Annotated in this window: 28 protein-coding genes; 8 read left to right on the top strand and 20 right to left on the bottom strand. The window is 62.3% G+C overall.

All coding sequences use genetic code 11. The annotated features are described in order from the left end of the window. Positions 1–114: 114 nt before the first annotated feature. Together N5B55_RS09295 and N5B55_RS09290 are read right to left on the bottom strand one after the other, a co-directional pair. Complete coding sequence (locus N5B55_RS09295) at positions 115–654, bottom strand: TIGR00645 family protein (protein WP_009240967.1); 540 nt, start codon at positions 652–654, stop codon at positions 115–117. Between the two features lie 88 nt (positions 655–742). Then, the gene (locus N5B55_RS09290; protein ID WP_304537992.1) at positions 743–1702 is read right to left on the bottom strand and encodes a DMT family transporter; all 960 of its coding nucleotides are present in this window, start codon (positions 1700–1702) and stop codon (positions 743–745) included. Between the two features lie 203 nt (positions 1703–1905). Between N5B55_RS09290 and acs the strand changes: the two genes are divergently transcribed. Together acs and N5B55_RS09280 are read left to right on the top strand one after the other, a co-directional pair. Then, entirely contained in the window at positions 1906–3888 is a 1983-nt protein-coding gene (gene acs, locus N5B55_RS09285; protein ID WP_154207069.1) for an acetate--CoA ligase, read from the top strand. A gap of 19 nt (positions 3889–3907) precedes the next feature. Continuing rightward, the gene (locus tag N5B55_RS09280; RefSeq protein WP_041668197.1) at positions 3908–5974 is read left to right on the top strand and encodes a sodium:solute symporter family protein; all 2067 of its coding nucleotides are present in this window, start codon (positions 3908–3910) and stop codon (positions 5972–5974) included. A 124-nt stretch (positions 5975–6098) separates the two neighbouring features. Here N5B55_RS09280 and N5B55_RS09275 read toward each other — a convergent pair whose 3' ends face one another. The 4 genes from N5B55_RS09275 to N5B55_RS09260 form a co-directional block, all read right to left on the bottom strand. Then, positions 6099–6902, bottom strand: a complete 804-nt coding sequence (locus N5B55_RS09275) for a bestrophin-like domain (RefSeq protein WP_304537991.1) — start codon at positions 6900–6902, stop codon at positions 6099–6101. A gap of 4 nt (positions 6903–6906) precedes the next feature. After that, positions 6907–7923 (bottom strand): hypothetical protein, encoded by a 1017-nt coding sequence (locus N5B55_RS09270; protein WP_304537990.1) that lies wholly within the window; start codon positions 7921–7923, stop codon positions 6907–6909. Positions 7924–8239: 316 nt separating this feature from the next. Then, entirely contained in the window at positions 8240–9802 is a 1563-nt protein-coding gene (locus tag N5B55_RS09265; protein WP_065856589.1) for a methyl-accepting chemotaxis protein, read from the bottom strand. A 522-nt stretch (positions 9803–10324) separates the two neighbouring features. Then, complete coding sequence (locus tag N5B55_RS09260; RefSeq protein WP_304537989.1) at positions 10325–12403, bottom strand: CocE/NonD family hydrolase; 2079 nt, start codon at positions 12401–12403, stop codon at positions 10325–10327. A gap of 460 nt (positions 12404–12863) precedes the next feature. Here N5B55_RS09260 and N5B55_RS09255 point away from each other — a divergent pair, with 460 nt between their 5' ends. Continuing rightward, positions 12864–13145 (top strand): DUF7696 family protein, encoded by a 282-nt coding sequence (locus N5B55_RS09255; RefSeq protein ID WP_178960343.1) that lies wholly within the window; start codon positions 12864–12866, stop codon positions 13143–13145. Between the two features lie 302 nt (positions 13146–13447). Here the strand turns inward: N5B55_RS09255 and N5B55_RS09250 are convergent, their stop codons facing one another. The 12 genes from N5B55_RS09250 to N5B55_RS09195 form a co-directional block, all read right to left on the bottom strand. Continuing rightward, positions 13448–13663, bottom strand: coding sequence for a helix-turn-helix transcriptional regulator (locus N5B55_RS09250; RefSeq protein WP_304537988.1), 216 nt, complete (start codon positions 13661–13663; stop codon positions 13448–13450). Then, positions 13660–16365: a toprim domain-containing protein gene (locus N5B55_RS09245; RefSeq protein ID WP_304537987.1), complete on the bottom strand. Its 2706-nt coding sequence runs from the start codon at positions 16363–16365 to the stop codon at positions 13660–13662. The genes N5B55_RS09250 and N5B55_RS09245 overlap by 4 nt, the downstream gene beginning before the upstream one ends. An 18-nt stretch (positions 16366–16383) precedes the next feature. After that, positions 16384–16590 (bottom strand): hypothetical protein, encoded by a 207-nt coding sequence (locus N5B55_RS09240; RefSeq protein WP_304537986.1) that lies wholly within the window; start codon positions 16588–16590, stop codon positions 16384–16386. A 5-nt stretch (positions 16591–16595) separates the two neighbouring features. Next, complete coding sequence (locus N5B55_RS09235; protein WP_304537985.1) at positions 16596–16802, bottom strand: hypothetical protein; 207 nt, start codon at positions 16800–16802, stop codon at positions 16596–16598. 20 nt (positions 16803–16822) lie between these two features. Beyond that, positions 16823–17029, bottom strand: coding sequence for a hypothetical protein (locus N5B55_RS09230; RefSeq protein WP_304537984.1), 207 nt, complete (start codon positions 17027–17029; stop codon positions 16823–16825). Further along, positions 17022–17264: a hypothetical protein gene (locus N5B55_RS09225; protein ID WP_304537983.1), complete on the bottom strand. Its 243-nt coding sequence runs from the start codon at positions 17262–17264 to the stop codon at positions 17022–17024. Before N5B55_RS09225 ends, N5B55_RS09230 begins: the two co-directional genes overlap by 8 nt. Beyond that, positions 17264–17500 (bottom strand): hypothetical protein, encoded by a 237-nt coding sequence (locus tag N5B55_RS09220; RefSeq protein ID WP_304537982.1) that lies wholly within the window; start codon positions 17498–17500, stop codon positions 17264–17266. The genes N5B55_RS09225 and N5B55_RS09220 overlap by 1 nt, the downstream gene beginning before the upstream one ends. Beyond that, complete coding sequence (locus tag N5B55_RS09215; RefSeq protein WP_304537981.1) at positions 17497–17661, bottom strand: hypothetical protein; 165 nt, start codon at positions 17659–17661, stop codon at positions 17497–17499. The genes N5B55_RS09220 and N5B55_RS09215 overlap by 4 nt, the downstream gene beginning before the upstream one ends. Before the next feature lie 10 nt (positions 17662–17671). Continuing rightward, positions 17672–18217: a BRO-N domain-containing protein gene (locus N5B55_RS09210; protein ID WP_304537980.1), complete on the bottom strand. Its 546-nt coding sequence runs from the start codon at positions 18215–18217 to the stop codon at positions 17672–17674. Positions 18218–18318: 101 nt separating this feature from the next. Further along, positions 18319–18567, bottom strand: a complete 249-nt coding sequence (locus N5B55_RS09205; protein WP_304537979.1) for an ogr/Delta-like zinc finger family protein — start codon at positions 18565–18567, stop codon at positions 18319–18321. Continuing rightward, complete coding sequence (locus N5B55_RS09200) at positions 18564–18857, bottom strand: hypothetical protein (RefSeq protein WP_004631579.1); 294 nt, start codon at positions 18855–18857, stop codon at positions 18564–18566. Before N5B55_RS09200 ends, N5B55_RS09205 begins: the two co-directional genes overlap by 4 nt. Positions 18858–18859: 2 nt before the next feature. Continuing rightward, on the bottom strand, positions 18860–19099 hold the full coding sequence (locus N5B55_RS09195) for a hypothetical protein (protein ID WP_004631580.1): 240 nt from the start codon (positions 19097–19099) through the stop codon (positions 18860–18862). A gap of 74 nt (positions 19100–19173) precedes the next feature. On the opposite strand from N5B55_RS09195, the gene N5B55_RS09190 reads away from it, so the two are divergent. The 5 genes from N5B55_RS09190 to N5B55_RS09170 all read left to right on the top strand — a co-directional run bounded on the left by N5B55_RS09190 (position 19174) and on the right by N5B55_RS09170 (position 23188). Further along, positions 19174–19617, top strand: a complete 444-nt coding sequence (locus tag N5B55_RS09190; protein ID WP_304537978.1) for a helix-turn-helix domain-containing protein — start codon at positions 19174–19176, stop codon at positions 19615–19617. Between the two features lie 25 nt (positions 19618–19642). Continuing rightward, complete coding sequence (locus N5B55_RS09185; protein WP_178960332.1) at positions 19643–20371, top strand: hypothetical protein; 729 nt, start codon at positions 19643–19645, stop codon at positions 20369–20371. Positions 20372–21187: 816 nt separating this feature from the next. After that, positions 21188–21586 (top strand): zinc ribbon domain-containing protein, encoded by a 399-nt coding sequence (locus N5B55_RS09180; RefSeq protein ID WP_304537977.1) that lies wholly within the window; start codon positions 21188–21190, stop codon positions 21584–21586. Positions 21587–22086: 500 nt separating this feature from the next. Continuing rightward, positions 22087–22644, top strand: a complete 558-nt coding sequence (locus tag N5B55_RS09175; RefSeq protein WP_304537976.1) for a hypothetical protein — start codon at positions 22087–22089, stop codon at positions 22642–22644. Positions 22645–22732: 88 nt separating this feature from the next. Beyond that, positions 22733–23188 (top strand): OB-fold protein, encoded by a 456-nt coding sequence (locus tag N5B55_RS09170; protein ID WP_304537975.1) that lies wholly within the window; start codon positions 22733–22735, stop codon positions 23186–23188. A gap of 68 nt (positions 23189–23256) precedes the next feature. On the opposite strand, the gene N5B55_RS09165 is transcribed toward N5B55_RS09170, so the two are convergent. Then, complete coding sequence (locus tag N5B55_RS09165) at positions 23257–23895, bottom strand: hypothetical protein (RefSeq protein WP_304537974.1); 639 nt, start codon at positions 23893–23895, stop codon at positions 23257–23259. A gap of 116 nt (positions 23896–24011) precedes the next feature. Further along, positions 24012–24572 (bottom strand): hypothetical protein, encoded by a 561-nt coding sequence (locus tag N5B55_RS09160; RefSeq protein ID WP_304537973.1) that lies wholly within the window; start codon positions 24570–24572, stop codon positions 24012–24014. Between the last annotated feature and the right edge of the window lie 23 nt (positions 24573–24595).

Here is a 24595-nt window from a genome sequence, read left to right as displayed (position 1 = left end):
GACCTGGACGGCGGGCGCCGCAGGCTCAGAATAGCCCGAGATCATACACCCAATGTCGGGCGCGGATTGTCCGAGCGCGTTCGTCGGAATCGCCGCGCCGACAAGGGCGCAGCGTCAATGTGCGTCGGCAGCCTCGCCGTGCGGATGCGCGTGCGAAACGATGCGGTCCACCCACGCCATCACCAGCGCAGACACCAGGAACGCCACGTGGATCGCTACCTGCCACAGGATCGTGTGCGTGTCTTTCTGGGCCGCGTCGATGAACGTCTTGAGCAGGTGGATCGACGAGATGCTGATCAGCGCCATCGACAGTTTCACCTTCAGCACACCGGCATTGACGTGGTCCAGCCATTCGGGCTCATCTTCATGGCCTTCGATCCCGAGCTTGGACACAAAGATGTCGTACCCGCCGATGATCACCATGATCAGCAGGTTGGAGATCATGACCACGTCGATCAGGCCCAGCACGGCCAGCATGATCTTGGTTTCGTCCATGTCGCCCAGGTGCGAAACCAGGTGCCACACCTCGACGACGAAGAGGTACACATACGCTGCCTGGGCGATGATCAGCCCCATGTAAAGCGGCAGTTGCAGCCAGCGGGAAAAGAAGATGAGGCGCGGAATCGGGCGCAGCGGAGCGATGGGCGACTTCATGGCAAACAGGGGCGGGTGAAAAGCGGGCGATTGTAGCGTCCCAAGTTTGCCGAATCGCTGAGTGAAAGACGGCTGCAGCCGGCCTGCGCTATTCGCGGTCCAGTGACGGATCGAGCGGGTCCAGCGGGTCCGCCACACGGGAGCGGCGCGCCGGATGTCGCGGCCGTGCTGGCCAGCTCGCGACAAGGATGCCTGCCACGACGCACGCCAGCGCGATGCCGTGCGGCCAGCCCGGGGTTTCGCCCAGCGCCACGATGCCATAGGTGGCGGCCGCTATCGGCAGCACCGAAGTGAACACGCCCGCAAGGTGAGCCGGCACGTGCCGAATGCCCTTCATCCACAGCCAGAACGAGAAGATGCTGGCCGACAGCGCATACCAAAGCACCAGGCCCCAGATCGGCAACGGCACGCCCGACAGATCGAACGTGAGCAGCGGCATGAGCCCCAGCGGCAGCATCAGCAGGCCGCCGATCAGGTGCGTGTACGCGCAGATCTCGATAGCGGGCAAGGTTTGCGTCAGCCGCCGCGACAGAATCACGTAGATCGATTCGCATAAGACCGCGCCCATCACCAGCGCATTGCCCAGCAGTGCCTGCGCCGCATCGGCAGGGGCAGCGCCCGAGGATTCGCCCCCGCGGTACGCGTTGAGAATGGCGACGCCGGCCACCGCCAGTACCACCGACGCCAGCGTCCGCCCCGAGGGTTTTTCGCGCAGCACCAGCCATGACAGCAGCGCCACCGCGGCTGGAATCGTACTGGTGATGATGCCCGCAGCCAGCGCCGAGGTCAGCCGCACGCCGTTCAGCATCAGCAACGTAAAACCGAACGTACCGAAGAAGGCTTGGAGGAACAGGTTGGTCCACTCGCCGCGCGTCACGCGGCGCATGCGCGCGGGCTTGTACCACGGCGCCATGCACACGATGGCAATCAGAAAACGCAGCAACGCAAACAGCATCACCGGCATGACGGCGACGATCGATTTACCGAAACCGACGTTGCTGCCGACCAGTGCCATGGCAGCAATCAGGAAAAGGGCGTGGATGGGCACGATGAGAAATCAGTGGAAACCGGCACGGGACACGGCTCTCTGGCCGGCTATGTTGCGCTGCGATGCGTGCCGTAACAGGAAGTGACGCATTATAGTAATGCCCTTCACGTCGGTTTGCGGCGCAGAAATGCGTAAGGCTGGAGTCAGGTCAGCCCCTTAGATTCGCCGCAAAACGACTACAGACATCGCTATCAGGAGACACCATGGCTGGCATTGAATCTGTCCTGCAGGAAACGCGCGTTTTCAACCCGCCCGAATCCTTCGTCAAACAGGCAAACATCGCCGGCATGGATGCGTACCGTGCCCTGTGTGCCGAAGCCGAGAAAGACTACGAGGGCTTCTGGGCGCGCCTTGCCCACGAGCACCTGCTGTGGCACAAGCCCTTCAGCAAGGTGCTGGACGAATCGAACGCACCGTTCTACAAGTGGTTTGAAGACGGCGAACTCAACGCGTCTTACAACTGCCTCGAACGCAACCTTGAAAACGGCAACGCCGACAAGGTCGCCATCATTTTCGAAACCGATGACGGCAACGTCTCGCGCGTCACCTACCGCGAACTCCACGCGCGCGTCTGCCGCTTCGCCAACGGCCTGAAGGCCCTGGGCATCAAGAAGGGCGACCGCGTGGTGATCTACATGCCGATGTCGGTGGAAGGCATCGTCGCCATGCAGGCGTGCGCGCGCATCGGTGCGACGCACTCGGTGGTGTTCGGCGGGTTCTCGGCCAAGTCGCTGCAGGAACGCATCGTCGATGTGGGCGCCGTGGCGCTCATCACCGCAGACGAGCAAATGCGCGGCGGCAAGGCGCTGCCGCTCAAGGCCATCGCCGACGAAGCGCTCGCCATGGAAGGCACGGACGCCGTCAAGCACGTGATCGTCTACCGCCGCACCAACGGCAACGTGAACTGGGTGGAAGGCCGCGACCGCGCGATGGACGAGGTTGAAGCCGGCCAGCCGGACACCTGCGAGGTCACGCCGGTGGGCGCGGAACATCCGCTGTTCATCCTCTACACCTCGGGTTCGACCGGCAAGCCGAAGGGCGTGCAGCACAGCACGGGCGGCTATCTGCTGTGGACGCTGCTCACCATGCAGTGGACGTTCGACCTGAAACCCGACGACATCTTCTGGTGTACCGCAGACATCGGGTGGGTGACGGGCCACAGCTACATCGCGTACGGCCCGCTCGCGGCCGGCGCCACGCAGGTCGTGTTCGAAGGTGTGCCGACGTATCCGAACGCCGGCCGCTTCTGGGACATGATCCAGCGTCACAAGGTCAACACGTTCTACACCGCGCCGACGGCGATCCGCTCGCTGATCAAGGCCGCCGAAGCGGACGAGAAGGTCCACCCCAAGCAGTACGACCTCTCGAGCCTGCGCCTGCTGGGCACCGTGGGCGAGCCGATCAACCCGGAAGCCTGGATGTGGTACCACACGAATATCGGCGGCGGCCGTTGCCCGATCGTCGACACGTTCTGGCAGACCGAGACCGGCGGCCACATGATGACGCCGCTGCCGGGCGCCACGCCGCTGGTGCCGGGCTCGTGCACGCTGCCGCTGCCGGGCATCATGGCCGCCGTTGTCGATGAAACCGGGCACGATGTTCCCAACGGTCAGGGCGGCATCTTGGTGGTCAAGCGTCCGTGGCCGTCGATGATCCGCACAATCTGGGGTGACCCGGAGCGCTTCAAGAAAAGCTACTTCCCGGAAGAGCTGGGCGGCAAGCTCTATCTGGCGGGCGATGGTTCCATCCGCGACAAGGAGACCGGCTACTTCACCATCATGGGCCGCATCGATGACGTGCTGAACGTCTCGGGCCACCGCATGGGCACGATGGAGATTGAATCGGCGCTGGTGGCGAACCCGATCGTGGCCGAGGCTGCCGTGGTGGGCCGCCCCGACGACATGACCGGCGAAGCGATCTGCGCATTCGTGGTGCTCAAGCGCGCGCGCCCCGATGGCGACGAAGCCAAGCAGATCGCCAACGAGTTGCGCAACTGGGTCGGCAAGGAGATCGGGCCGATCGCCAAGCCGAAGGACATCCGCTTTGGCGACAATCTGCCCAAGACGCGCTCGGGCAAGATCATGCGCCGCCTGTTGCGCTCGCTGGCCAAGGGCGAGGACATCACGCAGGACACGTCCACGCTTGAGAACCCAGCCATCCTCGATCAACTGAAGGAAACGCGCTAACCGCCAGCGCTGGTCGCCAATCTTGGCCACCGACTCGCAACAAGACAGCCGCTTCCGCAAGCGGCTGTTTCTGTATTACGGGCTCTATACCGTAGGGCTGCTGCTCTTCATCGTGATGATGGGCGCGATCGAACACGTGCGCGGGCCGGGCGTATGGCTCGGTTATGTGTTCCTGTTCGTCACCATCGCGATCTATGCGTGCATCGGACTGATCTGCCGCACCGCCGATCTGACCGAGTATTACGTAGCAGGGCGCCGCGTCCCCGCATTCTTCAACGGCATGGCCACGGCGGCCGACTGGATGAGCGCCGCCTCGTTCATCGGCCTGGCGGGCATCGTGTTCGCCTCGGGCTATGAGGGCCTCGCTTATGTCATGGGTTGGACGGGCGGCTACTGCCTCGTCGCTTTCCTCCTCGCGCCATATCTGCGCAAGTTCGGTGGTTACACGGTGCCGGATTTCCTAGCCAACCGATACGGCAACGGCGAGCGCGGCGGAAGTTCTGTCGTGCGGGGCATCGCGGTGCTGGGCGCGTCGCTGTGTTCCTTCGTCTACCTCGTCGCGCAGATCCAGGGTGTGGGGCTGGTGGTCACGCGGTTTATCGGCGTCGAGTTTTCGGTGGGCGTGTTCTTCGGGCTGGCGGGCATTCTGGTGTGCTCGTTCCTGGGCGGCATGCGTGCTGTGACGTGGACGCAGGTGGCGCAGTACATCATCATGATCGTGTCCTTTCTGGGCGTGGTGGCGATCATCGGTTGGCATCGGTATCACGATCCGGTGCCGCAGCTTTCTACGGGTCGGCTGCTGGTGCAGATCGAGAAAGAGGAGCGGCGCATTGCGCACGACCCGGCCGAGCAGCACGTGCGTGACCACTTTCTGAATGAGGCCAAGGCGCTGCAGGAGCGCATCTCGCAGTTGCCGCGGTCGTTCGAGCATGCGCGCGAGGCATTGAATGCTCAGCTCAAACTTGCCCGCGAACGCAACGCGCCGCTGCGCGAGATCAAGGCGCTGGAGCGCCAGCGGGAAGAGTTTCCGCCGGATGCGGCCACCGCGTCGATCCTTTGGAACCAGCAGCGCGAAGATGCGCTGGCACGCAGCCGCATGGCGCCACCGTCCACCGAACCATTCCCGTCGGCGTCGCAAAACGAGCGGGGCACCGAGCGACTGAACTTTGTGCTGCTGGTGTTTTGCCTGATGGTTGGCACGGCCAGCCTGCCGCACATCCTCACGCGCTTTCACACCACGCCGTCGGTGCGCGAGACACGCAATTCCGTGAGTTGGACGCTGGTTTTCGTGGCGCTGCTGTATGTGTCGGCGCCGGCGCTGGCGGCGCTCGTCAAACTCGATCTGTTGCAGCACCTCGTCGGCACCCCGTTTGCCGACCTGCCGCAATGGGTCGTGCCTTGGCGCAAGGTCGACCCGCCTGTGTTTGCGCTGCATGACATCAACGGCGACGGCATCGTGCAGTGGGCGGAGGTGATGATGCAGCCGGACATGGTTGTGCTGGCCGCGCCCGAGATTGCCGGGCTGCCGTACGTGTTGTCGGGCCTGATCGCGGCCGGTGCGCTGGCGGCGGCGCTGTCGACTGCGGATGGCCTGCTGCTGACCATCGCCAATGCGCTGTCGCACGATGTGTACTTCCACATGATCGACAACACGGCCAGCCACCAGCGGCGCGTGACGAGCGCCAAAGTTGTGTTGCTGGGCGTGGCTCTGCTGGCTGCCTATGTGACGTCATTGAAGCCGGGCAACATCCTCTTCCTGGTCGGGGCAGCCTTCTCGCTGGCGGCGTCGTGCTTCTTTCCGGTATTGGTGCTGGGCGTGTTCTGGAAGCGCACCAATCGTGCCGGTGCCATCGCCGGCATGCTGACGGGGCTGGCCGTGAGCGTGTACTACATCATCGCCAACTACCCGTTCTTCACGCGCATGACGGGTGTACTCGGCCAGCCCTGGTTTGGTGTCGATCCGATCGCCTCGGGTGCGTTCGGCGTACCGGCGGGGTTTGTTGCGGCGATTGTCGTGAGCCTGCTGACCAAGCCGAACCGGCCGGTGGTCGACAAACTCGTTGGCTACATTCGCGATCCGCTGTAAAAAAGCCGGCTCCCGACGAGCCGGCAAATGGCAGGGCCGAAGCGTGGGAACTCCGACCCCGGGGCTGACCTCTCCCGCCAGCCCTGACAACGCAAGCGGGGCATCGCGGCGAGGCGGCGCGCGCTCAGTCGAGCCCGGGATGCGCCTGCGGCTCGTCGTTCGATAACGTCTGGATGGCGCGCTCAAGCGGCGTCGCACTGACGCTGACTTCCCCGGCAAAGGGCCTGTCCACGGCCAGCACAAAGAAGAACGCGAGGCCGAGCGTGGTCGCCCACACCGCCACCAGCGCCATGTGAAAGCGCGTGGCCGGCAGCGCGTAGAGCAGCAACAACGACAGGCTGCTGGCGATCAGCATCACGCCCCATAGCGTGCCGGGCATGGCGGCTTCCAGGTTCTGCAGGCGTTTCTCCCGGTACTTCACCATCTCGTTGACACGGGCGAGCACTTCGACCAGCAGCACGCGCTCGCGGTCGTCGCGGGGCGTGATGCGGTTGGCCGTAGCGAACATGATGTCGAACGCAGCCTCCGTGTTGGCATCAGGATGCGCGTGCTGCTGCATGCTCGGCCATTCGTCGCGCACAACGTGCTGCAGATAAGTGACCAGCTCGCTGCGCGCGGCGGTGGCGCTCGGGTGCGAGAACGCGGAGAGGTCGCGTGCAAGTTCCGTAGCACACGCAGCTTCCGCGGCCACGATGTCGGTCGCGGCTTGATAGGCACCCCATACCGAGATGGCAGAAAAGGCGACCAGCAGCGAGTTGATGGTTGTGACAGCCGTCATCATGGCGATGGTCATGTTGCGCTGTTCGGCGTCGAGCGTGACCGGGAAAACACGACGGAACAGCACGTAGCCGCCCAATGCAATGAGCAGCGTGGCGAAGACGATGACCGCGCCCATCGCCCATGCGGGGATGTTGTAGAGGAAGAGCATGAGGTCACTCCTTGGAAGGGCCGCCGGCTGAGAGAGACGGCGGCGGGGTGGCCGCCGGGTCGCTGGCGGCGAGCATGGCGCGCGTGAAGTCGGCCAGGCGCTTGCGCATCGCCTCGGGAGAAGCAGTGCCGTCGAACGATTGCTGCAGCTCGATCAGGTTGGCGGCGAGTTCGCTTTGCCACTGCGTGCGCTCGCTGGCGGCGCGGGCCCGATAGGCTTGCATGGCGGCGTCGGTATCGGCGGACCGATCACCGCGCACGAGCGTTTCCAGCGCGTCCACCAGCCGCTGCAGCAGCCGGTGCACCGCCGTGGCAGAGAAGCCCCCCAACATCGCCAGCGCCGGTTTGCCGAAGCTGTGCATGCTGCCCCGGTCGAACACTTGCGCGGGCAGCATCTCCACCAGGATCAATCCGGCAATCACCCCGAGGATCAACCGCGCGCAGTAGGAGGCGTCGTACTTGGGGTCGTAGGTGGACGCGGCCACGTAGCGATGTGCCTGAAACAGCGTGGCAAACGACGCACCCAAGCCCGCGCAGAACAGCAGGAACAGCGTGTTCCACAGCAGGGGCGCGCCGTCCGAATCCAGAAAGCCCCGGTCGATGTTCGCGCTCGACACGTCGGGCGACATGCCCGTGGCAATCACGGCGATCAGGAAGACGATCGCGGCGCTGGTCAGCAGCCGGATCAACGGCACCGGGCCGAGCCACGGGAACGGATGATCGCTGCGATGCTGTGCGTCGAGCAGCGTGACGGCCTGCGGTGTGGCCGGGGCAATGGCTGCCGCAAGTTTGCGGTGGATTGCGGCCAGCGCGTGGTGCGGTGTGGCATGCGCAGACGTTTGACCGTCGATGAGTTCGCCGAGCTGAGCGATGAGTTCCGGCGCAACGGGAAGCCCGTGATGCAGGGCAAAGCGGGCCATGGCTTCGCACTCTTCACGCAGTTGTTCAGCGAGCGGCGGGATGGGTTGTGTCTGCGGTACTGCCCGTGGGCGCAGCGAATGCGCGAGGCGCAGCCGGATCATGCCGGCCTCCGGTCGTCGAGCTGCGTGCACGGCAGGAGGGTGGGAAGCGGGCCGCGTTGCAGGTGTGGGCTTGTGTGTCGCATGGTGGCCTTCGTCGGCAGGGCGGGCCGAACGCGGCCCCAACTTGCCCCGTCGCAGATGAGAGACTGGGCAAGTTCACTTTGCGTCGCGCGTGCGAGCCCGCCAATGCAGCGGAAGTCACGAACGACGGCCTAACGAAAGACACAGGACAGAAAAAAGAAAACGCCCGCGGCCTTTCGGCGGCGGGCTGAAGGACAGATTGGAGATGACGGCTACAACAGTGACAGTGTCCGGATCAGGCGTGTACGGCGTGCGGATCGACGCGGAAGAACGACATTGTGGCGTTCAACTCCTGCCCTTGGTCCTGCAGCGATTGCGATGCGGCGGCGGCTTCTTCCACCAGCGCCGCATTGCGCTGCGTGACTTCATCCATTTGCGAGATCGCCTGGTTGACCTGCTCGATGCCGCGCTTCTGCTCCACCGATGCGGCGGCAATCTCTTCCATGATGTGCGTGACGCGGGCCACAGCTTGCGTGACCTCCGTCATCGTTTCTCCGGCCTCGCCCGCCAGCGTGGAGCCGTCATGGATGCGCTCCACCGACGAGGCGATCAGTTCCTTGATCTCCTTGGCCGCCGTTGACGAACGCTGCGCCAGGCTGCGCACCTCGCTGGCCACCACCGCAAAGCCGCGGCCCTGCTCGCCCGCGCGTGCGGCTTCAACGGCGGCGTTCAACGCGAGGATGTTGGTCTGGAACGCGATGCCTTCGATGATGCCGGTGATGTCGGCAATCTTGCTCGAGCGGTCGCTGATGTCCTGCATGGTCGACACGACCTGGCTGACGACCGTGCTGCCCTTGAGCGCCACTTCCGAGGCAGTAGAGGCGAGCGCGGTGGCGTGCTGGGCGTTTTCCGCGTTCTGCTTCACGGTGGACGTCAGCTCTTCCATGCTGGCCGCGGTCTCCTGCAGCGAAGATGCCTGCGCTTCCGTGCGCTGGCTCAGGTCGGCATTGCCGGCGGCAATCTGTTTGGCGGCGCCCGCGACGCTGCTGCTGCTGTCGCGCACCTTGTCGACGATCTCGGTCAGGCGGCCGTTCATGTCGCGCAGGGCGGAGAGCAGGTGACTCGTCTCGTCCTTGCCGCGCACGTCGATGCGGCTGCTCAGGTCGCCACGTGCAACCGTTCGGGCGACATCCACTGCCGTGCGGATCGGCTGCGTGATCGAACGCGTGATGACCATGCCGGCAATCACCGCCAGCAGCACCGCGCCGATCGACAGGCCGGTCAGCAGATTGCGCTGCGAGACGTACTGCGCCTCATACGCCTGCACGAGCTGCTCCTGACGTTCGTGCGTGTAGGTGGCATACGCGTCGGTGGTCTTGATGAGCGCAGCCAGCAGCGGGCGGCATTCGTTGTCCATCTTCTGGACGGCCTCGTCGCGTTTGCCCGCCAGCGCCAGCCCGACAATGTCGGTTGCCACCGGGCCGTACTGCGCTTCCACGCGGTTGATGTCTTCCACCAGCGTACGGGCGCGGTCGGTGACGTCCTTGGCGCCCGCCAACAGGTCGTTGAGCTGCTTGAGCTTGCTCTTCACATCGTCGTGCGCGCGCAGGACTTCTGCCTTTTCCAGATCCAGGTCTTTTTGCGTTACCACGAGAACCAGGTTGCGCGCGGCAATCGCGCGGCGATCGACCGCCGTGCGCACGTCGTTGGCGACGTCTGCGCGGGCGCTGATGCCGTGCACGTAGCTCGAGAATCCTTCGGTCGACTCGGACAGCGCCCGCAACGACATGCCCGATACCACGACAACAATGGCTGCCAGTACGCCAAAGCCCATGGTGAGCTTGGCCTTGATGGTCATCTGCGAAAGGTTCACAGCGTCCTCCGGTTTGCTGAATGAATTGAGATGGGGTCGCGCACCGGAGCGGCTGGAAAAGGACGGTCGACGACCACGTTTGTTATATGCAAGGTGCTGTACTTAGGAAGGATGCAGGTTATGTCATGGTGTGACCGAGTTATCTTTGTCTGATTTTCCGGTCTCCACGGGGTTATCGGCATTCAAAAGAAAATCCTGAATAACTTTCTCATGCGCGTTTTTACTTAATGCATGTGAGGGGATTGTTTTACCAGCGAAACCTTGTGTGGCAAGGGCTGGCTTATCAGCATTTCGAATCGTGCGATGAATTATGCGGACGGGGCGACGCCAACGTTTTCCTACCGTATTTAGGTTATTTAATGTCAGCTATTCGAGTTTCTCTTCGCATCACTTACGCTCCGTAGTTTTACGTATGTATTTAGCTCGCTAGGTGTTTTGGCGGTAGCCGGTGTGTAAAGAAAACGGCCCACCGAAGTGGGGCCGTGTGATTGCCAGCAGCCGCTTTTGCTACAGCGCGGTGGCGGGCACCACTGGCAGAACCACCTTGGACGGGTGCGCAGCATCGCTATAGATCGTCAGCACGCCGATCAACGAGTTGAGCAGCGTAGGCAGCGGTGGCACGCCCTGCGGCAGGTTGCTTGCGCCCACCGCTACGCGCAGCTTGTGGCCCTTGGCGATGAGAGCACTGGTCGGGAACACCTCAACCGGCACCAGGACGGCCTGGCCCGGCACGAGCGGCTGGACGGAGCCGGGCGTGAACGGATGCCATGGCTGGATCATCAGGCCGTTCATCGTGCGCGATCGGCTCGCGTCCACCGCACGCAGCGAGGCGGTTTGAAGGCCATCGGTGAGCGGCGTGACATTGCCGGCAGCGTCCACGTCGTCAATGCGGACCGAGACGCCGGCGTCCAGCGCGGTGGTCGAGATCCACACATCGGCTTCGATCGGCCCGTTGAGATAGACATCGGCCGGCATGGACGGCGTTTCGAACCTCACGTCGGCGGCTTCGGCAAGCGTGTCGTCCGTCTGGCATGGCAGAGGGATGAAGCCCGTCAGGCCTGCCGTCCATTGCGACAGGCTGATGGAGCACGCGCCATTCAGCGGCTGCTGTGCGACCTTGTTCGACGCTTCCTTGGCGGCCGGCGCGGTGGTCGACAGGCTCTTGTCGCCGCGCAGGAAGAGCTGCTGCGCCTGCACCTGCGGATGCGGCCAGTCCGTGGCGGTGGCGTAGTGGCCGAGGCCGGTCACGTATTGCGTGACATTGGGAAGCGCATCTGCGCCCACGTTCATGCCTTTGACGTACTGGTCGAACCATTGCAACTGAATGTGGTTCAGCGGCGGAACGCCATCGATGGGCAAACCGCTGCCCAACGCGGCCTGCAGATGCGTCCACGGCCCGATCAGCAGCTTGGCCGGCGCCTGTGTCTTGATGCGCTCGTACGTGAGCGGCTCGCTGCGCTGGAAAAGATCGTGCAGGCCGCCCACCACGAAGGTCGGCACCTTGATCTTGCCGTCGTTCTCCAGCGGCGAGCGCGTCGCCCAGAACGCGCCGTCATAGGCCGTGGCGGTGCTGCCCAGCAGCGCTTGCAACATGGTGGGCAACTGGAACGTCGTGACCGCAGACACCAGATGCTGCAGCACGGCCGGCAGACCGATTGTCGGGTCTGTCACGAGCGTCGGATCGGTCAGGCTGAGCACCGACACCAGCCCGAACCACGCCGGGATGAACGTCAGATTGGTCTGCCCGCCCGTGAAGACGATGTCGCGGTAGCCGTCCCCAATCGGCACGATGGGGAAGGCCGCCTTGACTGCCGGATGGTTCTGCGCCGCCGTGATGACCGTCGTGATGCCGAGGTACGACACGCCGTACAGGCCGATGGCGCCGTTGCTCCACGATTGCTGCGTCACCCAGTCGACCACGTGGCCGTAGTCGCTCTGCTCATCGGCGCCAAAGGCGTCCCACGTGCCCTGCGACTGGCCGGTGCCGCGCACATCCACCACTACCGTCGCGTAGCCGTGCTGAACGATGTACGGATCCGCTGCACCCAACGCTGCGCCAATCGATGCTTCGTATTGCGCGTTCCCGCCGTTGTACGAGGTCTGCACGAGCACCGTCGGGAAAGTGCCGGTCGCGGCTTTGCCGGATGCGTCGGCGGGCAGCGTCACGTATGCCGCCAGCTTTGTGCCGTCGGGCATCGTGATGTACTGCGTGGCTTGCTTCGCAAAGCCTGCGTAGAGCGCGGGCGGGTTGTAGTCGGCCCACTTGGCGCCGGCGTTGCTGGTGATGGACGTTCCTGGTTGCGCCGGCGCGGCGCGCGTGCCAAGCGTGGTCCAGTTGGCAGCGGCAGGCTGTGTCGGCTGTGGTGGCTGCGTGGTGGTGTTTGAATCGGCGGGTGTGCTGTTGGCGACAGTCGAACCGTCATCGCCGCCGCAGCCCCCGATTGAAAGCGAAAGCGCCGCGCACAGCAGCGCGACATGAGCATGCGACCGTGTCGCACACGCGGGTTGCCCATCTGCATGGGGTGTCTCCTCTTGAATGCTTTTGTTGTGTGGGGGGGATGGCCGGCGCGCCGAGGGTGGCGGCACGCGGCCGATCGCTTCCGGTTCGGGAGCGAAGCAAGCGAAGAGGCCGGCGCAGAAGAGGGGTGGGTGACACGACCGACCGCGCGCCAGCGGGCTTGGGCGCTCGGATAAAGCACCAAGCATGCCCACCGCTCGTCACCGGCGGATGGCGTTGTACGGCGCTGTGGTAGGTGGGTTGGCGCCCGGAACGCTCCCCGCGTTACGTAACGTTCCACGTAACGAACGGCCCGATGCCGCCGTTTTCAGATGAGAATTCTGCACCCCACCAAGGTAGGGAGGCTGCCCCTCAACCCGCGTCGACAGAGCGTTTCAAACAGATCAAAACGACAATGCATGCATGCACGGAACGCGGATTGGATCGCCCGCGGATATTGGCATGGACGTTGCATAGTCAGGCTGGCACGCCCGGCACAGGGCGCCACGCAGAGATCGCAGAAACTGCATAGACCGCAAGGGGGCCATCATGGATCGCACCATTCAAGACGTCGAGATTGCCGCTGCCATTGATTCGGATCTGCTTCGCCGCCGGGAGCAGTTTGCCGGCCAGCCTTCCGCATGGCGCGTGTGGTCCGAGGCTGCGCACGTTGCCACATTGAATGAACGCGCACGCAACGCGTTTATCGAGCACGTGGCAAACAGCCGCGGTGCCGATATTGCCCTGCGCCTGCTGCTGAAAGCGCAGTCGATTCGCAATCAGGTTACGCAGACGCTGCAGACGAGCGAAACGCCAGCCACGCTGCATTGAGTCTGCCGTGGGGATGCCGAATGCGTAAGACGTGTCGGCGGTGGGACGCTGAAGGCCTTGTTGGGAGACCGGGCCTTTTGTGTTGGAGCGACTGGAGTGTGTCCTGGAAATGAAAATGCCCGCTTGCGCGGGCATTTGTATTTTGGCGGAGAGAGGGACCGCTCAATGCGGCCCGGAAAGCCGCGCCAGATATGGCTCCCCATCTAGGTATTGGTCTCTACCCACAACCCTACCCACAATTTGGCCGGAACCCAAAATTCGGGCCGATTTACCGGGGTAGAGCGGGGGTGTGTCTGCAGCCGTTATATGTGCGCTGCAGCAGCGGTTGAGCTGACTTGCGGCGATGGCCTGCCGGCCCGGGCTGCAAGCCATTTGTTGATGTCCTCCTCCAGCCATGCGCGGCGGTTCCCGCCCAGCGAGAAGGGCTTCGGAAACTCGCCCTTGGCGATCAGGCGGTAGATAGTGGACTTGCCGAGCGAGACTTTGTCGGCGACTTGGTGGATGTTCAGGGCTTTCATGCTGCGGTTCCTGTGTTGCTGTGTTGCTTGGAAGACGGGGACTCAAACACCCAACACTTCACCGTCTCCGGCCGCTTGGGCTGCGTGATGTATTCACGGTTGAAGTGCGCATTGATCGCGCTGTTGACAGCGCGGATGTCGACAAACTTGCGCTGGCGCGAGGTCTTGAGCACGCGCTTGAGGTCCGCGATCGGGGGCAGCTCGATGCGGCGCTCGCCGGCGACCTGTTCCATGTGCTGCAGGTTGATGGCGATGAGGCCGCCGCCGCGTGCGTGGTTGAGGATCGGACGGTCGTCGTCGGCTGACTCGATGTAGTCGTAGACCTCCCAGAACTGCTGCACGTGCTTGTGATCCGCGCTGATGGCCTGTTGGCGCGCTGCGGCCATGCGGCCCAGCTCGTCCAGGGCGGCGGCGTGCTGCTCGTCGGTGAGTGGCAGCACGTGGCGCATGCTGTCGATCATGGCCATGATTTGCGCGTGATTCTTGGCGATGCGCACGGTCTTGATGTCGGGGCGGGCCATCAGGGCCTGCTCGTGAACGCCCACCCGGGCGGCAAAGGTTTCCAGCACTTTCGACTCGGCCATGACGGTGGCCAGCAGGAATGCCGACACATCCTCCACGGGAATGCGCTCCAGCGCTTCGGCTGCAGCGCGCGTGGCTGGCGTCTGTGCTGAGCGGTCGCAGTAGATGTGGACTATCCGCTGCAGCACGGCGTCGCTGGCGCTGACTTCCGCGTTTTGGCTGATGACGATGGCGCCACGGAATGGCGGCTCATAGGTCTCGTTGCCGCCGTTCTTCATGCCGCGTGCGCGGGTGCTGCGGCCGTTGTACGCGGTCTTCAGCTCGTCCCAATCGAAGCCTCGTTGCTTGGCGCCTTCGTCGCCGCGGTCGCCCTCGATGAGCACGACGGGTAGGTTGGCCACCTGGGCGAAGTTCCGGGCCCGGGCTGCCAGCGATGACTTGCTCGGGTCGAAGCCTTCGTAGTCACGCCGGCCGCAGAGCTTCCATAGAAACTCAATGAGCGTGGTTTTGCCGGCGCCGGGTTCGCCCACCAGCTCCAGGAAGGGGTAGCTCTTGTGCTCCTGGCGGATCTGTTCTGCGAACAGGCTGCCGAACCAGAACGCCAGCGCGGCCAGGCCCTTTGCGCCGAAGGCCTGCCACAGCAGCGGCAGCCAGGTCGTCTGCATGCCCTGCACGTCGGTGGACAGCGACAGCGTTGCGGCCTGGCTGATCGTCTTGATGGAGAGCTTGCCGATGTCGAAGAAGTCTTCGTCGTTGAGCTGGTACAGCTTGCCGTCTTTCACGGCCACATCGCCATAGACATAGGTGCCGTATTCCTTGGTGTAGCCAACAAAGTCGATGGTTTGCACCGTTGGAATGTGGGCGAGCTGCTTCTCCAGGTACTCGTCGAGCTGCTGGCCGGTGCCGGTGTACATGGCGCCGGGTGCCACGCCCAGCAGGCGCTTCTTGAACTCGCTGCTGCTGGCGATTTGCGCGCTGGTGAAGGTCGCTTTGATGGGCTGGCCATCGTGCGGGAAGGCGACGCGGAAGTAGTACCAGGACTCATCCGTCTGCGGGCTGGCCTGGTAGTAAAGCGCCGTTGGCAAGCAGTTGGCGATGGGCTGCACGATGCAGGCGCGTTGCAGGGCGTGATCGCGCACCTCGTCTTCGGCCATGTCTTCGTGCACCTCGCGCACGGTGGTGCTTTCGCGCTGGAAGGCGTCGAGGTCGAGCTTGAACGAGTACAAGCGGTTGCGGTGCTCGAATGGGAACTTCGCATCACCTGTGCGGCGGTACATCAAACGAGCCTTGTCCGATGGCGTGGCGGCGGTGAAGAGGTCGCCCAGGTAGCGATATTCGTCCAGGTCCCGCTTGGACAGCCGGTCGCGCACATGCAGCTCGTTCCAGTCGAGCTTCGTCTTGCCGGCCTGCTTGGGCAGCGCGGCCGATGCTGACCAGCCATCGTCGCGGGCGCGCTCGATGTGCTTGAGCGCATAGCGGCGGCCGGCAGGGTCGTTGTCCAGCGCGAACACCAGGTGCGGGCGCCGGTGGCCGCCGGCGGCGCATTGCTCTGCCAGCGCCGCCAGTGCGGCGGTCGGGTAGTGCGAGCAGGAGAACGTGGCAACGGCGGCCACGTCGTGATGCATCAGGGCGATGGCATCAAAGATGCCTTCCACCAGCCACAGCTCCTTTGGCTGGGCCGGCAGGGTGGGCGGCTGCCACCAGGTGCCCGCGTACGAGCCGCTGAACGTGGCTTTGCGGTCGCCAAAGCGCTCGGGCTGGTCGATGATGCGTTCCCAATACCGGCCTTCGCTCAAGGGGAAGCGGACGGTGGCGCTGCCGATCTTCAGATCGTGGCTGTAATAACTCTCTTGCGTGTACCAGCCGGCGACGCGCGCCAGGTCAAAGCCGCGTGCGTCGCGCATGTAGGCATCGGCTGCAGCGTGGGGCGCTTCGGCCGTTTTGACGTAGCGGTCGCTCCAGGACGCGAAAAGATCGGGGTACAGCTCTTTGGCGTGGTACTCGGCCGCGCAGTTGTTCAGCCGGTTGCAGCGGACGACCCAGGGCGCGTCTGCAAAGGCCCACAGCGAGCGTTTGCCGCAGGAGGGGCATGTGCCGTTCTCCAGCTTGTTCGATCGTTCCTTGAAGCCGTAGTCGTGCACCAGGCGCGACGCAATGGCGGAGGAGAGGTCGAGGTTCATTGCGATCAGGGATGTGGGTCAGAACTCGGTTGTCAGCGCGCCGGAAGGCGTGATGAGCATCACGTCGACCGGAACGTCGTAGCAACTCATGCACTCTTGGGCTCCGGCGAAAGTCGACGCATATTCCTCAATGCGCTGGAACAAGGTGCCGGGGTTGGAGACGACAGCAAAGCGTGCGGCTGGCGGATGTGACTGGCGCCTTTGGCGCAGGATGTTTGCGCTCATGGTGCTTACTTCCGTTTCCGGATCAGGATGCGAGGCTTTTGTCCATCGGCGTACAAGATCACGCCGACCAGAAAGGCCAGCGGCCCGGTGAACCCGTTCATAAGAACGAGCGGCAGATCGGTGGACTCGAGGTGGTACTTGCGCGTCCACCAGTAGATGAATGACGCTGCGCCAGAGGCAAACCAGAGTGCAGCCAGAATGAGTAGAGTCATGTTCCTTCTTGTGGTGAACGTCAGTCGTCAACGTCGCCGGCGGCGCGGCGTTTGAGGTCGACGGTGGCGCGGATGGCGCGGCGCCGCTCGCGCACCGTTGCCATCGCCTTGGCTGCGGCGACGACAGCGGCACGCAGCGGCGGCGGCATGGCGTCGTAAGGGGTGGTCAGGCGCAGGAAGCGGTGCATCCGGCGCACGTCCACATCGGTGACGACAGGCTCAGGCATGGCGGGCGCTCCTGCAGAGGAAGCCGAGCCACACGCCGCGCCCGTAGCAGACGGCAAAGAACACCGACGCGGTGAACATGCCGGCCTCGCCAGTCACGTGCGTGAGGTACAGCCATGCCGGCTGGCCGAGCAGGCCGACCAGCGCGCCCCAGCGCTGCGTGTTGGCGCTGTAGTTGAGCAGCGCCACGGAAACGAAGGCCGTGACCAGCATCCAGAGATTGACGAGGGCGAGCATTACGCGGCCTCCACCAAAACGCCGTAGGCCAACAGGCCCGTGGCAACGACACCGCCGCCTATGCACACCACGGCCACCCACAGCAGCACGCGTACAACGCCGTTAAAGCGCTTCGGCGGTGCGGTGTAGCCGTTGACGGTCGGGTCGTTCTTGCTGCGCCAGGCGAAGAGCAGGCCCACGGCAGCGGCCTGCACGGCGAGCGTGGCGAACATGGCAACGAGCTGCAGGACGTTCATGCGGGCCTCCCGACCAGGCGGGCCGAGCCGGCGCGTGCGGCCAGGCCGAGCGCTTCAGCCGTGCGCATCACGGTCATGAGTGCATCCGTGCTGGATGCGGCGATGGTGTGGAACGACAGACGGCGGCCGCCGGCGGCAACGCGGACGAGGTAGGTTTTCATGCCGGCCCCCTCAAGCAATGCCCTGCAGGCTGTTCTGGCGCGCGATCGGCGCGAGTACGCCGATGGGCTGCGTTTGCATGCCCAGCAGGCGGGAGACGTGCTGCAGGTTGGCGTACAGCTCGACCGCGAGCGAAGCGGTGCGGGCGTTGGCAAGCTCCTTGGCCAAAGTGCCGCGATAGCGCAGCGCTGCCAGCCGCTGCGGTACGGTCATGCGGCCGGTCTCTTGTGGCACAAGGCGGCCTTCCAGCACGTCGAGCACCCAGCGGCGGAACGCCTTGGCGCGCTCGGTGCGCGCCAGCATGCCGAGCAGGTAGCAGCCGCGCGGGCTGAAGATGCGCACTTGCTGGCGGCCGCCGGCGGTGTCGAGGTCGACGATTTGGGTCATGTCGTCGGTGAACTCCTCGGCGTTCGTTTCGTACACCTTATGAATGGAGATGCGGCCTTTTTCGTAGCCCAAGGCGTCCCCGATCTGGGGACCCCTTAGCCACGGCGTATTGCGGATATCGACCACATCGAAGTCGACGTCTTCAAAGGTCAAGACAGCGTTGTTTTGCATACGGGCCTCAAAAAAATGGGCAAAAAAAGCCCCCCGCATCCCGGACGGGGAGCGTGCCAAAACGGATGCGAGGGGAAGGGGGTAACTGGAGCCGCTGGCGCCTATTCGGGCAGCAGGCTCAATTGGCCGTTGCCGTTGGGCAGCACACGCGTGCGGCCAACGGGCAGGTAGGCCAGCGGGTTGGGGTTGATGCTGGGCGCGATGGTGCTGATGATCGACAAGATGGCCTTGCCGGTATAAGCGCAGTGCTCTTCAGGGCAGCGCACATAGAGCTCACGGGAGGTGAGCGAAACAGCGCGGCTCGTGCGGATGTGCAGGCGGGTGCCGCAGTGCGGGCAGAGGTGTTTCATTTCCCACCCCCTTGCGGCCGGCCGCACTCGCCGTGGCCCTGGCGTGCGCACTCGCAAAACATGCCGACCTCGCCCAGCGTGGCCACGGCGTCCATGTATTTGCGCGTGACCAGCACGTAGCCGCACACGCCAACCAGCGTATCCAGCTTGTCGATCAGCACGCCTTGCTCGCCGCTCAGGAAGCGGCTCATGGCGCCTTTGTCCCAGCCCATGGTCTGCTGCACGTCTTGGCGGGTGGGGCCAGAGAGCTTGCGACGCAGGGCGTGTTCTATTCGGTGTTGGGTGTGCATGATCAATCCTCGACAACGGAAGTTGCGTGCCGTTGCGGCACGGCTTGCATAAGCTTGTTGGGGCTCGGCTGGGCCAGCGCGCTGAGGATGAGCACGCGGCCCATGTTGCCGAGCGACCGGCCTTCAGTGGCGGCGCGCGCTTTGAACTTCAGAAGTTCCTCGGGCCGAAGGCGGATATAGACGGGCTTGTCAGTTACGACGCCAATTGGCGCGCGACGTTTCGCGACATTTCCACGGGGCATGGTCGATATACTCGTGAAAGAAAATCTTGCATAACCGATTATATGAACCGATCGGTTTAATTGGAATAAAGATAATGGAGCGTTCGGTAAATTTTGGTGAACGCCTGGCCGAAGAGCGTCGGCGCCAAGGGCTGAATCAAACCGACTTTGCGGCGCTGGGCGGAGTTACGGTGAAGACGCAGGTGCTCTACGAAAAGTCGGAGCGCGTGCCCGACGCCAACTATCTCGCCGCCGTGGCGCGCCACGGTGTCGACGTTCTCTATGTGCTCACAGGGGAGCATGTGCCGTCGCTGCTGTCAGCGGAGGAGGGCGTCGTCCTAGCCGGTTATCGAGAACTTGATGCGCGTGGGCGCGCAGGCGTGCTTGCGTTGATTGGTGGGCTTTCTGCCGCTGGGACGGATGAGCAGCCGGTGAAGGCCGGAAAGCGGTCTCAGGTAATTGTCGGTGGGTCTAACAATGTGCAGCTAGGGGCTCTGGCTGCCCAGGTCGGTTCGCTGGAAAAAGCAAAAAAGAGTTAGATAAATAATCTGCGTAGAGGGGCGAATGGAGTTTGATAAAAAGATTCCGATTGCGACGGCAGTGTTGGCGTACTGTTGGTTCGTGGCGCTATGTTATCTCCTAGCATATTGGAATTCGTTCGGAATTGATGCATTTCAGTACGTCGGTCTGTTAGATGTAATAAAACTCCCGTTGCGGACTTTGGTACTCTTGATCGGAGCGGTCTCTATTGCAACTCTTCTCTTTTGGGTGGAAGTGCTGAGTGATCCAAATGGCGTGGAAAAAGATGAGCCCAATGAGGCTGTTAATCGTGTGGTGACAAAGTTCGGTAAGTACAGCTTTCTGTATTTTATGACTGTTGTGGCGATCTTTAGTCTTTTGGGAAGCTGGCCGGCTCGGTGGCTTGTCGCCGTCTTTCTTTTGTTGCCGCTGGTTGGGATCTTGGTTAATACATTCAAAATTCCGAAGGCGCTACCAAATTCAACTGCTCGATTTATCGTTTCTCTATTTTTCTGGGCGGTCCCACTTCTTGCTGCTTACTCGGGCGAAAGTGATGCGCAAAAGATAAAGGAGGGAAGCGCCGCCACGCTTGTGGAAAAGGTCGGCGTTGCTTCGGGGTTGCTTGCTACCGAAGATCACCCGATCGCTTATGTAGGGTTTTTAGCCGGAACATTCGTTGTATTTGAGACTTATACCAAAAGTGTGGTGCTGTTAAAGCAAGTCGATAATGCGCCGCTAGTTTTGAAAAATGCAATCTCAAAAGCAAAGAAGTGATTATTGCGTAAGTTGTGTGAATATTAGCGGTTCTTATTTTATCTAAACGGAGCAAGGGCCGAGCCGTGGTGTGGGCCCGTGCCTTAATAAAAAAACAAGGACGGGGATAAGGGAGTGCGCGATGGCGCTTACAGCATGCACGGAATGCAAGAAAGAAGTTTCAACCAAAGCCAAGGTGTGTCCTCATTGCGGAGTACCCCATCCGACCGTCAAAACGAAGGATGTGATTGCTGGATTGATTGTCTTGCTGTCGGTCGGTGGCATTGTTGCGAGTTGCGTTGGCGGTAAATCGAGCAGCGATGAAGCAGCCACAAGGTCCGTGTGCGTGCAGCGGCCGTGATATGAGCATGACCGTTGAGGTGGCGCGGCATACGGTCATTCCTACGACAGCGCCACAAAGAAGGAGAACTGATTTGAAACGATTGATTGCTCTCGCGGTCGTTACGTCGATGTTCGGCGCCGCGCCAGCCTTTGCAAAAAAGAGCGGCCACCATGCCAGCAAGCCGCACGCGCCTAAGGCAAAGAAGTCGCGCGGTGAGACGTGCTGGCGGACCAATCGCCACACTGGGCAGCGGTTCCGCATCTGCTGATCGAGCGGCACTTTCTGAATCAAACTTAGAGCAGTAGCCGCGCGGGGGCGCGGTATATCGCCATTCCATCAATAAAGAAGCGGGATGGAGCGGGAGATGAGCCGTGGCGCTCACGAAGTGCAAAGAGTGTAAGAAGGAAGTTTCGAGTTCCGCCCCCACGTGTCCTCACTGCGGAGTCAAGAATCCGGGAGTAGGAACGTGGCAGGTATTGGCTGGCTTGGGATGCTTGGCCGTCGGCATCGCCGCTGTAGTGAGTTGCATGGGTGGCGAATCCAAGCCAGGTGCATCTGAGAAAACGCCCGAACAGTTGGCAGCAGAGGAAGCAGCTTGCAAGGCGGACTTGCAATGCTGGGGTGACAAAAACCTGATACGCGCGACATTCGCCTGCGTACCGGAAGTCGAGCGCCAAGCCAAGTACAGCCACAAGTGGATTGATGGCACGCTTGAACCGAAGTTTGAACGATTCCGGTGGGCCAACAAGGAACACTCGGTACTGACTTACCTCGGCGACAAGGTGCAATTCCAAAACGGATTTGGCGCCTATCAGAATGTCAGTTACCAGTGCGACTATGACCCAGTAGCCGGCAAGGTGCTGGCGGTGCGTACTGCGGCGGGCCGCCTCTGACCATGGACAACGACCTCAGCATCATCACTTGGCTGGTTGGCGGTCTGTTCGTAGTCGCGGCCTTGGCTTTTGCGGCGTGGGCGTGGCTATGGTCTCGTCGCCTTCGCAGCTTTTTCGCCAGACGGGCGGCTGCGAAAGCACGGCGCGATGAGCTGCAAGCCTACGCAAGAGCGTTTCGCTCGCAGCGTTGAGCCTCCATGGGCCGGACAATTTCGGCCGGCCCGTCAAGGCGACCAAGCGGTCTCAAGTTATTGTTGGCGGATCGAATAACGTGCAAGTCGGCACTGTACTCAAGCCGGCCAAGAGAAAGGCAAAGCGGGATGGCGAATACCCGGGGCGGCGGACCATTCTCCAATCGCAACTTCTTTCCGGGTGCATGCTTCTCGTGTTCGGTGCGGTGCTTATTCTTCTATGAGAAAAATCTATCCCAGGCTGGCGCGTAACGCAGAAATGGCCAGAGCGCGGCTGCGCATTACTGGAAAAGGGACGAAACAGTGAAAATGAAGAATCTGGGGGCTTGTGTCGTTGCGGCCGCTGCGTTGTTTGTGGCCTTGCCTAGTTCTGCGGCGTGCATCACCACAAAATCAGGAATTCCAGAGAAGGATGCGGCCAGGCCCGGGGTCCTCGGCCTCAGTCTTGAAGACCTGATTCACGGGATGAAAGCGCGAAAGCGTGAGACTTCTCCTGATGACGCCGGGGGAACGTTCACGGAAGTCACCTTTACCCATTCCATGAGCATCATCGCGGAGGGCGACGAAGCCAACCTGTCGCGCTTCAGCATCAGCATGGGCTGGTCGCCGGACCGGGACGATACGCAGAGAGCCGCCGCCACTTCCATGTTCATTGTGGCGCGAGCGTTTGGAGCTCGCACGCAAGAGGAGATCCAGCGGGCGGGCGAGTGGTTTGTGGCCGCGCTCGATGCAATGACGCAGCAGTTCGCGAGCACCGGGCGGAACTCGGTTTTATCCGAGTACGACAAGGACCGCTTTCACATCACGGTCGCGGGCATGCGCGTGCCGGAGGCGGTTCTGCTCTGTTTTGAGCCGCGCGGCAATTGATTCAATTCTAGAGCAGTAGCCACGCGGGGGGCGCGGCATACAGCCTTTTTATCAATCCACACAGACGGGAAGGTAGAAAGGAGCAGTAATGAAAGTAGTGAAGTGGCTGTTTGGTCTTGCGTTTGTCGCCATCATCATCGGCGTACTGAGTGATCTGACTGATCCGAAACCGAAGGCAGCGAGCGCGCCTGCAACGGGTAAGCCGGTGGAGGCCGCAGCAGCGGCCGAGCCACCGTTGCCGGTCAAGGCGCAAGAGCTGTTCGGCGCGTATGAGGACAACGAGGTGGCCGCCGATCAGAAGTACAAGGACAAGAGCCTACTGGTGACCGGCACGGTGCAGAGCATCGACAAGGACTTCACCGACAGCATCGTGGTGAAGCTCGCCTCCGGCAACCCCTTCATGGCGGTGCATGCTTATCTGGATGACCAGCATGCGGCAATGGCGGCTTCGCTGAAGAAGGGGGCGAAGGTTGCTTTGGTGTGTGTGGGGGATGGCAGGATTGTGGGTAGCCCGATGTTGAAGGGGTGTGGGCCGAAGGGGTAAGAATGTGGCGCCCCGCTCAGTGCGGGGTGCTTACTGAAGAGATCCGACATTGCTCGGGCGGTCCTGCACTATGGCTTGACTGCCGGTGCAGGAAGCGGCGCTAATTCGCTGATGAAGGCGCAGCAGAGGCACGTTGCAGCGGCAGTAGCTTCGATGAATTCGTCCAAATGCTTGCCGCGCTCTTTGGCCCGCAGTGCCCACTCTCTTGCGGTCTTCCTGTACACCTCAAGATGTTCCCTTTCCCAACCCTTTCCTGGGCGAGTCTCAGATACGACGCCCGTCATATATATCTGCTCGATAGCTAGGTCTGAGAAGCGCTGGTGATGGTGGATTTGGTTCCGGGCGCGAAGCTCAGAATTGAACTCCCTCTCAAATTGTCGGATGAACTTCCCGAAATCTAGGCCGTGATTTGGTTCAATCGCCCTGATTGCATCGGTGAAGTTCTTAAGGCGCTCCTTGAACTGGTAGAACCTGCCGAAGTACATTTCGCAGATATTGGCGATATGTTCGTGGCGGGCTATTGGCATGCCGCGGAAGGGGTAGCGGCGGAAATAGTACTCGCAAGCCTTGACTGACTCGACAACCTCGATAAGCCCCAAGTATTGGAAGAACACGTCATGCTGCTTGTTGATGGGAGCGGGAAACTCAAATACTTCTGGGCGTTCTTCAGCCAGCAGTTCGTCATCGACATAGAGCGTTTGGGACACATGCGCTGACTTCCAAGCTTTCCAACCGGGGACTGCGTACAAGGTTTTCGTGAATGACGTCAGAGCCCGCCACATCCGATCTCGGCCGCTTTCAGCCTCATGTGTATCAGTCATGGCTATTTTGAGTTACAAGTCTCGGTTGCCCAGTACCCACGCCAGTCTGCAACTGTGACCCACAGAGTGGCCCGAAGTTGATGTTCCGTCAGATCTCCTAGCGAGCTTTTCTGGAACCGTTGCTCGCAGAATTCCATTGTCGCCGCCCGCAATCCACTCCGAATACCCCACATCCGCATGATCTCGCGAATCATGCCGGTACGCGGCAGGCTGTCACCACGGGCGCAGGACAACCAGCCGTCCAGGTAAGACCGAGCCGCCCAATACTGCTCGTGCGACAACTCGGTGTTGTCTCGCACATCCTCCAGGCCGCGCCCGTTGAGGTGGTTGCAAAGGGCCTTCCAAACCGTGCCGGCGTCTACGGCGCCTTCCTCTGCCAATTCGATCTGCAATGCGATGTGAGTGAGTTCTGCCCGCTGCTCGATGGTCATGCGTTCTTTGGCTGGCGCCGGCGGGGTGGGGCAGCGTGAATGGGCGGCCGACCCGCATAGGATGACCTGGCCGATCTGCACGTTGCCATTGCCGGCGGAAATGCTCTGCTTGATGTTTGTCTTGTTGCTCACTTACGTATCTCCCACAGCGGCGC

It is taken from the genome of Ralstonia pickettii, assembly GCF_030582395.1.
Lineage (GTDB): Bacteria > Pseudomonadota > Gammaproteobacteria > Burkholderiales > Burkholderiaceae > Ralstonia > Ralstonia pickettii_D.
Note: the sequence above shows the minus strand (reverse complement) of the source record. Positions and strands in the feature narration are given on the sequence as shown.

Coding starts and splice junctions, on each gene's coding strand:
- N5B55_RS09295 (WP_009240967.1), bottom strand. CDS start 654: ATGAAGTCGCCCATCGCTCCGCTGCGCCCGATTCCGCGCCTCATCTTC.
- acs (WP_154207069.1), top strand. CDS start 1,906: ATGGCTGGCATTGAATCTGTCCTGCAGGAAACGCGCGTTTTCAACCCG.
- N5B55_RS09275 (WP_304537991.1), bottom strand. CDS start 6,902: ATGCTCTTCCTCTACAACATCCCCGCATGGGCGATGGGCGCGGTCATC.
- N5B55_RS09270 (WP_304537990.1), bottom strand. CDS start 7,923: ATGATCCGGCTGCGCCTCGCGCATTCGCTGCGCCCACGGGCAGTACCG.
- N5B55_RS09265 (WP_065856589.1), bottom strand. CDS start 9,802: ATGACCATCAAGGCCAAGCTCACCATGGGCTTTGGCGTACTGGCAGCC.
- N5B55_RS09255 (WP_178960343.1), top strand. CDS start 12,864: ATGGATCGCACCATTCAAGACGTCGAGATTGCCGCTGCCATTGATTCG.
- N5B55_RS09250 (WP_304537988.1), bottom strand. CDS start 13,663: ATGAAAGCCCTGAACATCCACCAAGTCGCCGACAAAGTCTCGCTCGGC.
- N5B55_RS09245 (WP_304537987.1), bottom strand. CDS start 16,365: ATGAACCTCGACCTCTCCTCCGCCATTGCGTCGCGCCTGGTGCACGAC.
- N5B55_RS09240 (WP_304537986.1), bottom strand. CDS start 16,590: ATGAGCGCAAACATCCTGCGCCAAAGGCGCCAGTCACATCCGCCAGCC.
- N5B55_RS09235 (WP_304537985.1), bottom strand. CDS start 16,802: ATGACTCTACTCATTCTGGCTGCACTCTGGTTTGCCTCTGGCGCAGCG.
- N5B55_RS09230 (WP_304537984.1), bottom strand. CDS start 17,029: ATGCCTGAGCCTGTCGTCACCGATGTGGACGTGCGCCGGATGCACCGC.
- N5B55_RS09225 (WP_304537983.1), bottom strand. CDS start 17,264: ATGCTCGCCCTCGTCAATCTCTGGATGCTGGTCACGGCCTTCGTTTCC.
- N5B55_RS09220 (WP_304537982.1), bottom strand. CDS start 17,500: ATGAACGTCCTGCAGCTCGTTGCCATGTTCGCCACGCTCGCCGTGCAG.
- N5B55_RS09215 (WP_304537981.1), bottom strand. CDS start 17,661: ATGAAAACCTACCTCGTCCGCGTTGCCGCCGGCGGCCGCCGTCTGTCG.
- N5B55_RS09210 (WP_304537980.1), bottom strand. CDS start 18,217: ATGCAAAACAACGCTGTCTTGACCTTTGAAGACGTCGACTTCGATGTG.
- N5B55_RS09205 (WP_304537979.1), bottom strand. CDS start 18,567: ATGAAACACCTCTGCCCGCACTGCGGCACCCGCCTGCACATCCGCACG.
- N5B55_RS09200 (WP_004631579.1), bottom strand. CDS start 18,857: ATGCACACCCAACACCGAATAGAACACGCCCTGCGTCGCAAGCTCTCT.
- N5B55_RS09195 (WP_004631580.1), bottom strand. CDS start 19,099: ATGCCCCGTGGAAATGTCGCGAAACGTCGCGCGCCAATTGGCGTCGTA.
- N5B55_RS09190 (WP_304537978.1), top strand. CDS start 19,174: ATGGAGCGTTCGGTAAATTTTGGTGAACGCCTGGCCGAAGAGCGTCGG.
- N5B55_RS09185 (WP_178960332.1), top strand. CDS start 19,643: ATGGAGTTTGATAAAAAGATTCCGATTGCGACGGCAGTGTTGGCGTAC.
- N5B55_RS09175 (WP_304537976.1), top strand. CDS start 22,087: ATGAAGAATCTGGGGGCTTGTGTCGTTGCGGCCGCTGCGTTGTTTGTG.
- N5B55_RS09170 (WP_304537975.1), top strand. CDS start 22,733: ATGAAAGTAGTGAAGTGGCTGTTTGGTCTTGCGTTTGTCGCCATCATC.